At 64.7% G+C, this 14,325-nt stretch carries 14 protein-coding genes and 4 tRNA genes; 5 read left to right on the top strand and 13 right to left on the bottom strand.

All coding sequences use genetic code 11. The features are described from left to right. Positions 1 to 93 precede the first annotated feature (93 nt). The 3 genes from K0O64_RS25020 to K0O64_RS25010 form a co-directional block, all read right to left on the bottom strand. Positions 94 to 2,085, bottom strand: a complete 1,992-nt coding sequence (locus K0O64_RS25020; protein ID WP_096312298.1) for an LCP family protein — start codon at positions 2,083 to 2,085, stop codon at positions 94 to 96. Between the two features lie 230 nt (positions 2,086 to 2,315). Then, the gene (dusB, locus tag K0O64_RS25015; RefSeq protein WP_096312297.1) at positions 2,316 to 3,449 is read right to left on the bottom strand and encodes a tRNA dihydrouridine synthase DusB; all 1,134 of its coding nucleotides are present in this window, start codon (positions 3,447 to 3,449) and stop codon (positions 2,316 to 2,318) included. 26 nt (positions 3,450 to 3,475) lie between these two features. After that, positions 3,476 to 4,471 carry an acyl-ACP desaturase gene (locus K0O64_RS25010; protein ID WP_096312296.1) on the bottom strand — a complete coding sequence of 332 codons (996 nt, stop codon included), beginning with the start codon at positions 4,469 to 4,471 and terminating at the stop codon, positions 3,476 to 3,478. Between the two features lie 215 nt (positions 4,472 to 4,686). On the opposite strand from K0O64_RS25010, the gene K0O64_RS25005 reads away from it, so the two are divergent. Next, on the top strand, positions 4,687 to 5,157 hold the full coding sequence (locus tag K0O64_RS25005; protein ID WP_096312295.1) for a hypothetical protein: 471 nt from the start codon (positions 4,687 to 4,689) through the stop codon (positions 5,155 to 5,157). Here the strand turns inward: K0O64_RS25005 and K0O64_RS25000 are convergent. Then, positions 5,139 to 5,735 (bottom strand): TetR/AcrR family transcriptional regulator, encoded by a 597-nt coding sequence (locus tag K0O64_RS25000; protein WP_096312294.1) that lies wholly within the window; start codon positions 5,733 to 5,735, stop codon positions 5,139 to 5,141. The two genes, K0O64_RS25005 and K0O64_RS25000, sit on opposite strands and share 19 nt — an antisense overlap. 69 nt (positions 5,736 to 5,804) lie before the next feature. Between K0O64_RS25000 and K0O64_RS24995 the strand changes: the two genes are divergently transcribed. Further along, entirely contained in the window at positions 5,805 to 6,839 is a 1,035-nt protein-coding gene (locus K0O64_RS24995; RefSeq protein WP_096312293.1) for an oxygenase MpaB family protein, read from the top strand. A gap of 252 nt (positions 6,840 to 7,091) precedes the next feature. Here the strand turns inward: K0O64_RS24995 and K0O64_RS24990 are convergent, their stop codons facing one another. The 4 genes from K0O64_RS24990 to K0O64_RS24975 form a co-directional block, all read right to left on the bottom strand. Then, positions 7,092 to 7,250 carry a hypothetical protein gene (locus tag K0O64_RS24990; protein WP_164520139.1) on the bottom strand — a complete coding sequence of 53 codons (159 nt, stop codon included), beginning with the start codon at positions 7,248 to 7,250 and terminating at the stop codon, positions 7,092 to 7,094. Positions 7,251 to 7,366: 116 nt separating this feature from the next. Continuing rightward, positions 7,367 to 8,851, bottom strand: a complete 1,485-nt coding sequence (locus K0O64_RS24985) for a sugar transferase (protein WP_071949152.1) — start codon at positions 8,849 to 8,851, stop codon at positions 7,367 to 7,369. A 97-nt stretch (positions 8,852 to 8,948) separates the two neighbouring features. Continuing rightward, a complete protein-coding gene (locus tag K0O64_RS24980; RefSeq protein ID WP_125477498.1) occupies positions 8,949 to 9,614 on the bottom strand; it encodes a GAF domain-containing protein in 666 nt (221 codons plus the stop codon). 83 nt (positions 9,615 to 9,697) lie between these two features. Next, positions 9,698 to 9,770: transfer RNA gene (locus K0O64_RS24975), tRNA-Lys, on the bottom strand. A gap of 122 nt (positions 9,771 to 9,892) precedes the next feature. On the opposite strand from K0O64_RS24975, the gene K0O64_RS24970 reads away from it, so the two are divergent. From K0O64_RS24970 to K0O64_RS24960, 3 genes are all read left to right on the top strand, one after another. Continuing rightward, a tRNA-Glu gene (locus K0O64_RS24970) sits at positions 9,893 to 9,965 on the top strand. Between the two features lie 41 nt (positions 9,966 to 10,006). Continuing rightward, positions 10,007 to 10,083 (top strand) — tRNA-Asp (locus K0O64_RS24965). A 40-nt stretch (positions 10,084 to 10,123) separates the two neighbouring features. Then, positions 10,124 to 10,200 (top strand) — tRNA-Phe (locus tag K0O64_RS24960). A 38-nt stretch (positions 10,201 to 10,238) separates the two neighbouring features. On the opposite strand, the gene K0O64_RS24955 is transcribed toward K0O64_RS24960, so the two are convergent. From K0O64_RS24955 to K0O64_RS24935, 5 genes are all read right to left on the bottom strand, one after another. Continuing rightward, positions 10,239 to 11,393, bottom strand: a complete 1,155-nt coding sequence (locus K0O64_RS24955; RefSeq protein WP_096312292.1) for a tyrosine-type recombinase/integrase — start codon at positions 11,391 to 11,393, stop codon at positions 10,239 to 10,241. After that, positions 11,393 to 11,629, bottom strand: coding sequence for a helix-turn-helix transcriptional regulator (locus K0O64_RS24950; protein WP_096313014.1), 237 nt, complete (start codon positions 11,627 to 11,629; stop codon positions 11,393 to 11,395). The genes K0O64_RS24955 and K0O64_RS24950 overlap by 1 nt, the downstream gene beginning before the upstream one ends. A gap of 35 nt (positions 11,630 to 11,664) precedes the next feature. Next, the gene (locus K0O64_RS24945; protein ID WP_096312291.1) at positions 11,665 to 12,987 is read right to left on the bottom strand and encodes an FtsK/SpoIIIE domain-containing protein; all 1,323 of its coding nucleotides are present in this window, start codon (positions 12,985 to 12,987) and stop codon (positions 11,665 to 11,667) included. After that, positions 12,984 to 13,406: a plasmid replication, integration and excision activator gene (locus tag K0O64_RS24940; RefSeq protein WP_096312290.1), complete on the bottom strand. Its 423-nt coding sequence runs from the start codon at positions 13,404 to 13,406 to the stop codon at positions 12,984 to 12,986. The genes K0O64_RS24945 and K0O64_RS24940 overlap by 4 nt, the downstream gene beginning before the upstream one ends. 95 nt (positions 13,407 to 13,501) lie before the next feature. Then, positions 13,502 to 14,281, bottom strand: coding sequence for a GntR family transcriptional regulator (locus K0O64_RS24935; protein ID WP_096312289.1), 780 nt, complete (start codon positions 14,279 to 14,281; stop codon positions 13,502 to 13,504). Positions 14,282 to 14,325 lie beyond the last annotated feature (44 nt).

Below are 14,325 nucleotides of genomic sequence, written 5' to 3'. Positions count from 1 at the left end.
GCGTCCACCCTACTTTCTGCAAGTGCACCCAGTATGCCGAGGCAGGATGAACGACCGGTGAATGAACGCACACGCGTGCGCCGCTGACCCGGCTTATTCGCAGGTGACGTCCGCCGCGTTGGTGACGGTGAGGTCCTCGGGCAGCTCGGTGGGCGTGCTCTTCGAGGTGTGGCTGACGTGCACGCTGACCGCGGATCCGCTTGGCGGCGGGGCGGCCACGCTGCTGAAGTCGGGTCCGAGGACCACCTGCACGTTTTCACCGAGGCCGGACACCCGCTCCATCTGGGCGGCGGGGAACGCGGCGGCGACGGTGGCGGCGGCCTGCTCGTTGCCCGCCGAGAACATCACGGTCGTCGCGGTCACACTGCCCGTGTAATCGTCCGGGGCCAGCACGTGGAAGCCGTGTTGTTTCAGGGCGGTGGCGGCGGTGGAGCCCAGCCCGTCCTGGCCGGTGGCATTCGACACCTGCACGGTGATGTCGTGCGGGTCGGTGGTCACCGCGTTGACCAATTCGGTCTGCGTGGTTTCGGCCTGCTGCTCGACCGAGCTGGGCTTGGCGGCCTGAAGTGCGTTCTGCGACGCCGTCGTCGGGCCCAACGTGGCATTGGTGTCGTTCTCGCCGGGCAGCGGATCGTCGTTGATGATCGCGTCGAACAGCGCGCGGATGTCCTGGGTGCGGGGTTGCTCGTTACCGTCGCTGTCGGTGATGCCCGTGGTGGGCACGGTGACGAACGTGATCCGGCCCGCGTTGACGCCCTGCAGCGACTGGCCGAGGTCGACCAGGTCCTTGGTCCTGACGTTGTCGACGTAGGTGTCGTCGATGAACTCGTTGACCACGTTGTTCAGCTTGTTGAGGCTGAACAGGGTGTCCTTGGAGATGATCGAGCGCAGCAGCGAGGACAGAAACAGCTGCTGGCGCTTGATCCGGCCGTAGTCGCCGTTGACCTCGGTGGTGACCTGGCGGGCGCGCACGTAGTTCAGCGCGGTGTGCCCGTCGAGCGTCTGGCGCCCCGCTTTTTCCAGCACGGTGCCCAGCTCGTAATCCTTCAGTGGGGTGGTGCTGCACACTTCGACTCCGCCGACCGCGTCGACCATCTTGGAGAAGCCGGCGAAGTCGACGGCCATGAAGCGGTTGATGGACAACCCTGACATCTTCTGGATTACCTTGACCAGGCATTTCGGTCCGCCGTAGGAGTACGCGGAGTTCAGCTTCGTCTCGGTGTACCGGTAGTCGTCGCTCATCTCGCCGGTGGTTTTGTCGGCGACCGGCCCGTACTTGCCGGTGTCGGGATCCCACGCCTGGCAGTAGGCCGGGGTGATGGCCAGGTCGCGGGGGAAGGACACCACGACCACACGCTTGCGGTCGGCGGGGACGTTGACCAGCATCACGGTGTCCGAGCGGGCGCCGCCGGCGTCCTCGGTGGTTCCGGCGCCCATCTCACCGTTGGCGCCGGTGCGGCTGTCGACACCGACGATCAGGAAGTTCTCGTCGCCGAACTGGGCGTTCGGGTCGATGATGTCGCGCGAGTTGGTGTCCAGCGCCGCGACGTTGCGCAGCAGATCGTTCTTGGTGGATTGCCACTGCCAGGCGCCGCCGGTCAGCGCCAGCGCCGACACCGCGAAGATCGCCGCCGCCGATCGCCCGGCCAGGAGCACGGGCTTGCGGCGCGACTTGGGCTTCTTCTTTTTCTTCGTGGGGGTCGGCGCCAGGACTGCCGGGTCAGGCTCGACGGCCAGCGGACCGCGGGCCTGGCTGATCGCCTCGAGGTCGGGTACCTCGTCGGCGTAGGCGGCGGTGACAACCGGGATGGGTTCGGTGAGGTCGGTGACGAAGAGGTCGGTGGCGTCGTCACCGTCGTCCTCGACGCGGTGCCGGGTAGGCTCGACCGGGGGCCGGGAGCCGGACACCTTGGCGATCAGGTCGGCGACGGTGACGCCCGTGGTGTGGTTCCCGCTCGGCGGGGCAGCCGCCGGCATGCGTTCCCACGGCGCGGCACCGGCCGCGGCGCGGGGCGCGCGGGTTACCCGCTCGCCCTCGTCGGGGGCGCGGTGCTGGCCAGGCGTGGCGTTGCCGCCATCACTCATGTTCCAGTCGCCTCCGACTTGTGGTCGTGCGCGTCTCTGCGCTTGCAAATGTTGGTGCGATTGTCTGGCACACCTCGGCCGGCAACGCTGCGCGGCCCTCTCAACTGTCCTATGTCTTGTAGCAGCAGTCGGCGGGTGTCCGCCACTCCAGCGACCCACAACAAGATCACCATCGTACTGAGACAAGCCGTGACATCGCTAGCTCGCAGAGATGTCGAGACCGTCTCGGTTCAGCCTCCGGAATGCATGACGTCGGCTCCGGCCGGCACCGTGCAATCGTCGGGGTCGTCCAGCCATCCTTCCGGCAGGGTGACCGACGAGGCTGACCCCTGACGTCCGCGCGGTCCGGTCGCGGCGTCCGGGAACGGGACGTCCCGGTCGAGCTTGTCGAGCAGGTTATCCAACTCGGCCAGCGTCTTGACCAGCGCCAATGCTCGCCTGATATCGGCGCCCGCGGGAAAGCCGTGCAGGTACCAGGCCACGTGCTTGCGGATGTCCCGCATGCCCTTGTCCTCGCCGAAGTGGTCGGCCAGCAGCCGGCCGTGCCTGCGGACGATGTCGGCGACTTCGCCGAGGGTCGGCGGGGTCGGGGTGGGCGCGCCGGTGAACGCCGCAGACAGCTCGGCGAACAACCAGGGCCGGCCCAGGCAGCCGCGGCCGATGACGACTCCGTCACACCCGGTCGACGCCATCATCGCCAGGGCGTCGTTGGCCTCGAAGATGTCGCCGTTGCCGAGCACCGGGATCGTGGTGACCGCCTCTTTGAGGCGGCCGATCTCGTCCCAGTCCGCGGTTCCGGAGTAGCGCTGGGCGGCGGTCCTCGCGTGCAGCGCCACCGCGGCGGCGCCTTCCTGCTCGGCGATCCGCCCGGCGTCCAAGTGGGTGCGGTGCTCGTCGTCGATCCCGATCCGGAACTTCACCGTCACGGGCACCGAGGTGCCCTCGGTGGCGCGGACGGCGGCCGCGACGATCTGGCCGAAGAGGCGACGTTTGTACGGCAGGGCGGCCCCACCGCCGCGGCGGGTGACCTTGGGCACCGGGCAACCGAAGTTCATGTCGATGTGGTCGGCGAGGTTCTCGGTGACGATCATCCGGGCGGCCTCATAGGTGGTCGCCGGATCCACGGTGTAGAGCTGCAGCGAGCGTGGCGACTCCGCAGGCGCGAACGTCGTCATGTGCATCGTGACGGGATGACGCTCGACGAGGGCGCGCGCGGTGACCATCTCGCACACGTACAACCCACTCACGGTGCCGACCCGTTCTTCCTCGAGTTCGCGGCACAGGGTGCGGAAGGCGACGTTGGTGACGCCGGCCATGGGCGCCAAGACAACCGGGCTGCGGAGGGCGAAGGGCCCGATCCGCAGCCCGGTGGCGGCTGGTGCGATGTCGACTATGACGCCGCCCCTGCCAGTGCTTTGGCGCTGCGCTTCTCGGCGAGGCGCGCGTCGCGCTCCAGCTTGCGCATCTTCGCCTCCTCGAACTTGTCGCAGGTTTCCTCAAGTTCTTTGATCAGCAAGGCCAAGTCGTCGCGCATCTCGGCGGCTTCTCCGGTGAAGTCCTCGCGCTCAAAGATGCGCCACTTCTTCAGCACCGGCATCACAACGTCATCGAGGTGGATCCGCGGGTCGTAGACGCCGCCCATCGCGATGATGACCGCCTTGCGCCGGAAGTCCGGCACGGTGTATCCGGGCATCTTGAAGTTCTTCAGCACGCGGTGCAGCGACTTCATCGCCTGGTTCGGCGCCACGTCAAAGCCGGCCTCGCTGACGTCGCGGTAGAAGATCATGTGCAGGTTCTCGTCGTTGGAGATCCGAGCCAGCAGCTGATCGGCAACCGGATCGTTGCACGCCTTGCCGGTGTTGCGGTGCGACACCCGGGTAGCCAGCTCCTGGAAGCTGACGTACATGACGGAGTCGAACAGGCTCTCGGCGAACAGGTCACCCTGCTGGTTCTGGCCGGGGGAGAAGCCGCGGGTCATCTGCTCGACGCGCAGCTCTTCGAGCTCGACGGGGTCGCAGTTACGCGTGACGACCAGGTAGTCGCGGATGGAGATGCCGTGGCGGTTCTCCTCGGCGGTCCACCGGTTGACCCAGTAGCCCCACGGACCGTCCATCGAGAAGTTCATCGCGATCTCGCGGTGGTACGCGGGCAGGTTGTCCTCGGTCAGGAGGTTCTGGATGAGGGCCGTGCGGGCGACTTCGGAGAGCTTGGCCTGATCGGGATGCCAGTCCTGGCCGCCGAGGGCGTAATAGTTCTTGCCGTCCGACCACGGGATGTAGTCGTGCGGGTTCCAGTCTTTCATCATCGAGATGTGGCGGTTGATGAGCTTTTCCGCTACCGGTTCCAGTTCGTGCAGGAGATCCAGGTCGGTCAGGTCCTTCGACATGAGCCCTCCAGTTATCTGTTCCTCGTGGTTGCACTCAATATATCTGTGTATCCCGGTGACATTCAAGTTCCTGCCCGTCGGCATGTCGTTACGGTTCCGGGGAGGCTTTGTCCGCGCCCGCTGCACACTGGCGCGACCCGGCGTATTATTTGCGCACCGAAGTACCAGCAATTGGTACGTAAACACACAGGCAACGCACATGTCCGGAGGTCGCGATGAAGAAGTATTTGGTCCTCGGTCTCGGCGCTGCCGGTGCAGCGGCGGCATCGGTTGCGGTGTTCGGCACCGGCGTAGCCTCCGCGATCAACGAGTACGCGGGCCAGACCTATGCCGACGCATCGCAGGCGATCAGCGACGCCGGTCAGTCGGCGACGATCGCGACGCGGGTCGGCAGCTTCCTGCCGACGGACCAGTGCATCGTCACCGGATCTCGCAGCGCCGACTTCCTCGACTCCAGCGGCACCAACCCGGGCAACCGGGTCCTGCTGTACCTGAACTGCAACAACACGTTCGCGACGGCCGGTGTGCCGGGTAATTCGATCGGCAGTCCGGAGGGCCGTGCGGCCCGCGCCGACTACGAGGAGAAGCAGGCCCAGGCGCAGGCCGAGGCCCAGCAGAGCGAGTCGACCGAGCTCGAGCAGACCGGAAACGTGCCGGGCGAGGCGGGTCAGGTCGCCGGCGGATAACTCGCCGCGCGGGCAAGCAGTAGGTCGACGCAATAGTCGATGAACTGTTCCCGGGACGCTGCCAGGCGACCGTCGAGGTAGGCGGTGAACAGTGCCGTCAGGGCGCCGATCAGCCCGGTGGCCATCATTTTCTGAAGCACCGGGTCACTGATCGCAGTGAGCTTGCTCTGCAGCAGCTCGATGAAGCTCGGCATCCACTCGGCGCCGGAGTGGATCAGCACGGCTTCGACCTGCGGCGCCAGCAGTAGCACGCGACCCCGCACCGGGTCGTCGACCATCAGCGCCACGAATTGTTCGACCGCCTCGCGTGGGGTGCCTGCGGATCTCAGTGCGCTCATCGCGCGATTACAGACATCGTCGTAGACGGCCCGGACGAATTCGTCGCGGTCGGCGAAGCTCTCGTAGAAGTACCGTTCGGTGAGCCCGGCATGGCGGCAGACCGCTCGCACCGTGACCGCAGGGCCGCCCGGGCTGCCCAGCAGCGTGACACCGGCCGCGATCAGCTCGTCGCGGCGCAGCGCCTGGCGGTCCGGCAGTGGGACGCCGGACCAGCGGCCCCGTCGTTGACCCGACGTCACATCGCTCCTAAGCTCTTGGTGACAACGCATGTAGTCAAAATGCCACGGTTTCCTCGGGAAGGTCACCAGTTGAGTCAAGATACGTCCGAAACGTGCCCCGTCACCAGCGAAGGCGCGCAGGTGGCAGCCGGCTGCCCGGTGACCGGCGGAGGTTATGACGGGCCGCCCGCAGTGCTCGGGCCGGATTCCTTGACGTGGAAATACTTCGGTGACTGGCGCGGACTGCTGCAGGGACCATGGGCCGGCTCGATGCAAAACATGCATCCTCAGCTTGGCGCTGCCGTCGAGGAACACTCGATCTTCTTCTCCGAACGCATGCCGCGCCTGCTGCGCTCGCTCTACCCGATCGGCGGGGTCGTGTTCGACGGTGAACGGGCGCCGATGACGGGCGCCGAGGTCCGCGACTATCACATCCCGATCAAAGGTGTTGATTCCCAAGGCCGTCGCTACAGCGCCTTGAATCCCGACGTCTTCTATTGGGCCCACTCGACGTTCTTCATGGGCACCATCCTGACCGCCGAGCACTTCGGCGACGGCCTGACCGAGGACCAGAAGCGCCAGCTCTTCGACGAGCACGTCACGTGGTACCGGATGTACGGCATGAGCATGCGGCCGGTGCCTGCCAGCTGGGAGGACTTCGGAGTCTACTGGGACCACATGTGCCGCAACGTGTTAGAGAACAACTGGGCCACCCGCGAGGTGCTCGACCTCTCTACGATGCCGAAACATCCTTCGCTGCAATGGATTCCGGACTTCATGTGGTCGGCCTATCTCAAGGTGCTCGGGCCGTTCGCAGTGTGGGTCACGGTCGGTCTCTACGATCAGCCGGTCCGTGACCTCATGGGCTACACGTGGTCCAAGCGTGACGAGCGGCTGCACTGGTTGTTCGGCCGACTGGTGAATCTGGCGTTCAAGGCGCTGCCGAAGCGCAGGCGGATGCATCCGCGTGCACGAGCCGGTTGGGACCGCGCGACCGGGCGGATTCCGGTCGACGCCCCGCTGATCCACACTCCCGCTCGGAATCTGCCGCCAGTGGGGGAGCGCGACAAGGGAATCCACTACTTGGGCGACGCCTGCCCGGCGAAAAACGTGGCGTCGACGTAGCTCAACGACGATTTTAGAACTAAAACTATCCGCGATGCGGCTCAGCAATGTCGGGCTAAAACTGCCCAATGCTTGCCAGCGCAATTTTTGCGGACCGAATAAGTTGCTGGTCTGGCGCAAGTGCCGGTGGTCTACATGAACGGCGAAAGGCCAACGGACTAGCTGCTGCCGGCCTCGAAGGTCGGTGACGGCATCCAGATGGCGGCGACTGTTGTCGTTGTGAAGGGGTCGTACGCAGAACTGACAGAGATGTCAATTGCTTTGGGACGCAGTCAAACCCCAGCACATGACGGCATAGGAGGCGGCAAAGGCAATATCGTCGATGTTCTCGTCGGTGCCGCCAAGGCGCCGAACTTGATCAGCAATCGCATGGCGGATCACATCGGTCGATGTGAGGAGGGGGTGACTCATGTTAACTCCTGAGGCGCGCGTGAAACAGGACTGCCCCGCTCCCCGATGCGTTAACTGGCCTGTACCCACTCCGGGTATTTTCCACACACCAGCTAACCGCGATTGTTACCGAAGCTTTACTCCGCGCGCCGCAGGACTGCGGGGATCGTGAGCGCCAGGATCTTGAGGTCGAGGGCGATCGAGAAGTTCTCGATGTAGTAGTTGTCCCATTCCGCCCGATCGGCGATCGACGTCTGCCCACGTAGCCCGTGCACCTGGGCCCAGCCGGTGACACCGGCTCGGACGCGGTGACGCTCGCCGTATCGCTGGATCTGTGCCTCGAACAGCTCGACGAACTCCGGCCGTTCGGGTCGCGGACCCACCAGGCTCATTTCACCCTTGAGCACATTGAGGAACTGCGGCAGTTCGTCGAGCGATGTGGCGCGCAGGATTCTGCCGATCTTGGTCCGACGGTCGATGCCCTCCACGCCGCCGGGGGCGGCACCGGTCTTGAGCGTGAAAGCAGCATCGGCAGCATCCGGTGCGCGCATCGTCCGGAACTTCAAGCAGTCGAAGACGCGGCCGTCGCGGCCCACGCGCGGCTGGCGGAAGAAGATCGGCCCGGGGGAGCTCAGCTTCACGAGGAGCACCAGGGTGAGGAACACCGGCGAGATCATCAGCAGCAGAAGGAAAGACATCACCCGGTCGATGATGTGCTTGACGGTGAACTGCCAACCGCGGGGATTGGTGTGGGGCAGCGCCAGCAGTGGGGTGCCACCGACGTGCTCGATGCGGGCGCGCTCACCGATCGTGTCAAACATGCGCGGTACCACCCAGACCCGCAGTCCGTTCTGGTGCGCGGTCCGGACCACTTGGGTGAGCACCTGGTCCTGGGTGCGCGAGAACGCGATGACGACGTTTTGTGCGCCCGTCTCCCGGATGGCCTTGTCGATATCGTCCGGCGTGCCTAACCACGGGATGTCCGGGCGTGGGTCACCAGGCTGACCGAACCACGCCTCGGCATCGATGATGCCGACCGGTCCGAGACCGTACTCCGGGAACTCTTCGAGGCGGTTGATGATGTGCCCGGCGACACGACCGTTGCCGACGATGAGGGTCGGCGCCACCAGATGGTGGTGTCGCCGCAGGCTGCGCTGAATGATCACCCGGACCAGACGGCCGAACGGCATGAGCACCGCGGCGCAGATCCAGATCTTCACCACGGTCGCACCGGGACGCCCGGTGTCGTTGCCTATCAGCATCGCGCCGAGCAGGAACATCGTCGACATGGCGACAGTGGCTTCGATGGGCCCGATCTCGTCGAGGAATTCGCGGTTCAAGCGCCGCCGGTACACCCCGCGCGCGCCGAGCATCGCGATGACGACCGGCACGTACAGGAACACCCAGTATTGATTCGGGGGATATTCGTCGGTGGATTTTGCCCACCAGGTGCCGAGAGCGGCCGCGACCGACACCGACAGGACGTCGATCGAGACCGTGACGATCGTGCTCAGCGGGTCGGTGCGGATTCGTTCGGCAAAGGTTTTCTTGCGCTTGGCGGGTGTCCCGCTAGGAGCGGGCGCGGCCGGCAGATTCTCGACGTGAAGGGTTCGTATCGCCATGACCGCTCACTTCACCCGCCGAACCACAGGCGGGACGCTACCCGACTCACTACCCGTCGAGTCATATATCCCCCCGTGTGGCGAACTTTGGCAAAGATCACTTGTGGCCCGGCTCGGCGAGTAGCCGTTGGCGTGCGACGGCAGCGAGATCGTTGAGGATCTGGATCTGGCCGCTGGACCAGTGCCGAGGGCGGGTGTCCCAGGTGCACAACGTCCCCGCCACATGACCGTTGCTGTCGATCAACGGAATGCCTGCGTAGGCCAGAACTCCCTCGCGGACCGCGGGATGGTCGGCCAGTAGGGGATGCGTTCGGGTGTCGTCGACCACCAGCGGCTCACGGCTGGCGACGGTGAACTTGCAGATCGACATCTCGATCGGGCGCACCCGCGACAGCTCTTCGTCGCTTGCGTTACTGCCCGCAAGCACCTGGCGGTCCGGGTAAACGATGGACACCGCAGCCATCTGGGTGCCCAGCGCTTCGGCGGTCAGGGCTGCCACCCGGTCCAGCGTCGCGCTGCGGTTGTCGTCGTGGTTGCCGAGGCGCTTAAGCGCCTCGAGGCGCTCGGGGTCGGACACAGCGTCTTCGACGATCGCGTCGACGGCGCTCTGCTCACCGGACAGAAGATCGACGACGGCCCGAACCGTCTGGTCGTTGTCGGGTCCGGCAAGGCGGGCGATCACATGCCTGCCGGTCTGCCGGTCGACGCCGGGGCGCGGACCGTGTCCAGCGCTGTCCGCAGGCTGCGGCGTCGAATCGCTCATGTCGTTCACGATAAGTCACCCCCCGATAGCCAGGGGCGATCTGACGAAAAGGTCGGCTCTCGCCGACCGTCGATCCCCCGTCGTGCCCCCACCAGGGCTCGAACCTGGGACCTGCGGATTAAAAGTCCGTAGCTCTACCGACTGAGCTATAGGGGCGCGTCGCACACAATACTGCCTCCGGCACGGTTGCTCGGTTTTGGGATTGGGCCCGCGGTGCCCTAAGCTAACGACGCTCTAACGTGCACTCGTTGTGAGTACCCCGAAGTGATTCGGTTCTGGCCCCCATCGTCTAGTGGCCTAGGACGCCGCCCTTTCACGGCGGTAGCACGGGTTCGAATCCCGTTGGGGGTACGCGTGACGACGGTATCGTCGGAGCGAAGCAGTACAAGTAAGGCCCTGTGGCGCAGTTGGTTAGCGCGCCGCCCTGTCACGGCGGAGGTCGCGGGTTCGAGTCCCGTCAGGGTCGCCATGTATGTGGTGAGGCACTCGAGTTTCAGACGGTGCCTTCCGGCCAGGTAGCTCAGTTGGTACGAGCGTCCGCCTGAAAAGCGGAAGGTCGCCGGTTCGATCCCGGCCCTGGCCACCATCCTTTACCTGCATTGACACGGGTCTTGCACTCGGATGTCAGTTTTCTTTGTCCGGTTCTTGTCCGGTCTTCTGTTGGTGACTCTCGGTCGCGTGAAGCTGATCGAGGTTCGTTGCGACCTGGTCGAGTTCATCTGCATAGAGGTCGCTGTAGATGTTCGCGGTCACTGTCGGCGTCGAGTGGCCCATCGTCTTCTGTACGTAGCGAAGGTCAGCGCCGGATTTGCGGGCCAAGCTGGCATAGGTGTGCCGTAGATCATGAATGGTCAGCGGGGCCAGGCCGGTCTTCTTGAGCGCCTTATTCCAGTGGGTGTGTCGGCGCCAGTTGTTGGAGCGCAGCATCGCGCCGTTGGGTGAGGTGATGGCGGGCTCATCGGGCGCCCGACCGCCGATCCGCGTTTTGAAGATGTCGACGACGACGTGGGGGAGCGGGACCGTTCGGATGCCAGCGCGGGTTTTGGGCGGACCGATGACGATTCGGCCTTCGACTTCGGGCGCGGCTCGTCGGACGTAAAGTCGGCGAGCCACGAGGTCGATGTCCTTGACGCGGAGGCCCACGAGTTCGGACCAGCGCAGACCGGTGTAGGCCAGGATCGTGACCACGTCACCCTGGTCGCCGCACGCGGTGGCAAGCGTGTGGACTTCCGGGGCGGTCAGGTAGCGGTGACGCTCCCGCTCGGGAATGCGGCCCGCGGAGACGCCGAGGGCCGGGTTGCGGTGGATTCGGCCGTCTTGGTGTGCGACATCGAGGATCGAGCGCAGGAGACGCAGCGTCGACACCTTCGCCCACGGCCCGACAGTCAGGCCGGCAACGAACGCTTGAACGTCGGCGCGGGTGATTTCATCGACTGGCACGTGGCCGAACCGCGGTTTGATGCGCAGTTCCCAGTGCTGGGTGTAACCGCTCCAGGTCTTCGGCGACACCGCCGGCTTCTTGGAGTCGGAGAACTGTGTCCAAATCCGCTGCAGTGGTGTGCGGCCCAGGCGAGGGTCGAATCGACGTGCGCCGAGCGCGGCCTCGTTGTCGCGTTCGGATTTGAACGCCTTGGCCTCGCGCAGAGTCGGGAACGTGGCCGATGTTTCCACCCATCCTGACGGGGCGTCGGGGTCCCGGATCAGGTAGCGGACTTGGTAGCGGGGCTCCCCGGCGGTGTTGAGGCGTTTCCGGATGCCGCGTGGGGTGTTGCCGGCCATTACCGACGCACCTGCTTGAGCCAGGACCGGAGTTCTGCGCAATCCCAACGGCGCACCCGCTCTGACAGCGTGTAGCAGGGCGGCCCGATTTGTTCGCCGGTGGTTTCGCGGATCGCGGCCCAGCGGTTGAGGGTCGCCGCGGAGACGCCGAGGAGGGCCGACACCTGCTCGGCGGTCAGCAGCTCGGGGAAGTTGCCGGCGGCTACGAGTGCCTCCCGGAGGCCATGAGTAACCATCGCGTCACCTCGCTGCACGGATCGAGTCGAACCGGTCATTCACTGCTCTGCCCTCCGGCGGTCGTTGATCTTCCGTATTGCCTTGCGGTGGAGCGGATTTGATCGTCGGACCAGAAGTCGGATCGGACTTTGACCGTGTGGCCGTCCGCGGCGATGACGTAGCCGGTGCCTGGTCTGTCGGGGGCGATCCGATGCGCGGGCGCTTTGTCGGCAATGCCGTCGCCGAGGACCATCGTGACTTCCTCGCGTGATCGCAGTCGAAGCGCGATGGTTTGGGTGAATAGTCCTCGCATCGGCAGGATCTCCTTGCGAGGGTCCTGGAGGAACGCGGCAACCACGATTCCCAGCGCTCGACCTTTGGTGAGTATTCGCGACAACGAGGCGGCGGCTTCTTTACGAAGGGTCGGGTCGCTCATGTACGCGGTCACTCCAGCCAGCTCGTCGATGAGCAGCACCACAAGGGGTGACGCCTTGGTCGGACGGTGATCACGCGAGTGGCCTGCCATCGCTTGGCCGCGTTTATTCATCAGCTTTTCGAGCCCAGCAAGGGTTTCCACGGCGTCGGCCTCTGTGGTGGCGATCTTGGTGAACAATCGGGCGCCTACGGACAACTCAATGCCGTACTTCAGGTCGATTCCGATCAGGTGAACCACACCGGCGGCTACAGCAGGAGCGAGCCCACCGGCGATTCCCCAGAAGATGGAACCTTTGCCTGCGTCCGAGCATCCGACGGTGAGAGTGTGTCGTCCGCGCAAGGGGAGGATCCAAGCGGAACCGTCCTCCCGCCGCCCGAGCGTGACTCTTGTTGTTGCGACTGCTGTTGGTGGTGTTGCGTGACCTATCGTCGACAACTGCTCCCGCATGACCAACTCGATGCGCAGCGTTCCGGGCGAGACGACAACCGCCCGCGCCGAGTGTGCACCAGCAGCATCGCGGATCGCCGGGACCGCACGCTCCAAGTCTTCGACGGTCTGTCCCATCCGTGCTCGTACTGTGAGGTGCAAAGTGGTATGAGACACGTCTGTTCCCAACAGCTTTGGATAAAGCCAGCGGGTGGAGGTGACCTGCTGGCCTTCTTTGTTACGGCGAGTGACCTGCTCGGAGGCAGCCAAGCCGCAGCGCTTGCAGAGCCTGTGCCAAGAGGCGTAAGCCCACAGTCGCCAGCGCAGAAGTCGGGCCGGCGCCGCGAAACGTTCCTCGTAGGTCTCGGGTGAATGCAGTCGCCAAAAGAAGAGGGCGACGCCGATGACTCCCACGACGATCATCACCCACAGGCCAAGAGTCGTGAAGAAATTCAAGACGTGGTCGATTCGGAACGGGGTATCGGGATCGAGCGATGCGCTCGGATCGGGACTCATGCTGATTCCCGGGTGGCCGCTGCGCCGGCGGAGGGCTTGCCCGGTGCTCTCATGTCGGAGGCTCGAAACGACCAGGCGATCCGGGAGAAGTCGCCGGACTTCTCGACGTACGGCAGTGCCATTAGCCCGTCGAAAACCACTGGTGTAAAGGGTGTCCCGCTGGAATTGGCGGGTGCAGTGGGCTGCGTCGGTGAGGCGAACTTGACCGTCACCGTTCGGCTGCGCTTCGGTGCGGCCGGATCACCGTCAAGCACTTCAACCTGCCACATCGGCAAACCAGTGTCGCGGTCCCTCGCTTGGACGCGGTTCTCGCCGGAGGACTTGTCGAAGTCGATCATGGGCGTTACTTCGGATACCAGGAACGCGCCGAGGGCGAACACCTGGTCGTGACCGAGATGGAGCCATTTTGGGATGGACATTGCGAAACCTTTCAACGGGTGTACTGGATATTTAGCAACCTAGTCGTCTAGAGGAGTTGCCAGCAACGCCCGTAGAAAATTTTTTTGGGGAGGCTTCAGCGGGCGGGAAAGTCGTATTCGAGCAGGTAGGCAGACGCCACCTTTACGGTGTCGCACACTTCGACTGCTACGTCTTTCTTGTCATACGCCGTGCGAACTACGGTCAGGACCGGAGTGCCTGCTGAAAGCAGGAGAGCGCGGCGTTCCTCTGGAGTAGGCATCCGTGCGCCGACTTCTTCGGAGAACCGGGCGAGGGTGTGGCCGGCCTCTTCAAGGCGAGCGTAGATGCCCCCTGGCCCGCTGTCAGGTTGTTCGATCTTCGTACCCTTCGCGAACGCGGCGGGAATGTACGAAGTTGCGATCTCAACCGGCCGCCCATCGGCGAGGTAGCGGCGCGACCGCACAATGACGTGGTCCTTTGGCGTTAGCCGAAGTCGTTTGGCAACAGCAGAATTCGCTCTCTCGCGGGTGACTTTGATGTTATCGACTTGAGGTATGTAGCCAGCTTGCTCAGCCTCGACGGTGAACGCCGCCTTGCCTTGAGCGCGATGTCGCCGGGCGAATCGGTCGGATGCGAGTCGCCGAATTGGAGGTGCGGGACGCACGAACACCCCGCGACCGTGCTCGGAGATGACCAGGCCTTCGGCCCTCAGTTCCTGTACTGCCTGGCGGACTGTCATCCGCGCGACCCCGAAATGGTGGATCAACTCGGCCTCGGAGGGCAGACGTTCACCAGATTCGAGCTGGCCCCGACGAATGGCTTCGCGCAACATGCTGGATATCTGCCGGTATGGCGGCTTATCGTCCGCCCGGTCGATGTGGCCCAGTTGCAGCACCGATGTACCTTCCGCTACATGCCTAGACGACTAGTCTAGGAAAC

The organism is Mycolicibacterium pallens, assembly GCF_019456675.1.
Lineage (GTDB): Bacteria > Actinomycetota > Actinomycetes > Mycobacteriales > Mycobacteriaceae > Mycobacterium > Mycobacterium crocinum.
Note: the sequence above shows the minus strand (reverse complement) of the source record. Positions and strands in the feature narration are given on the sequence as shown.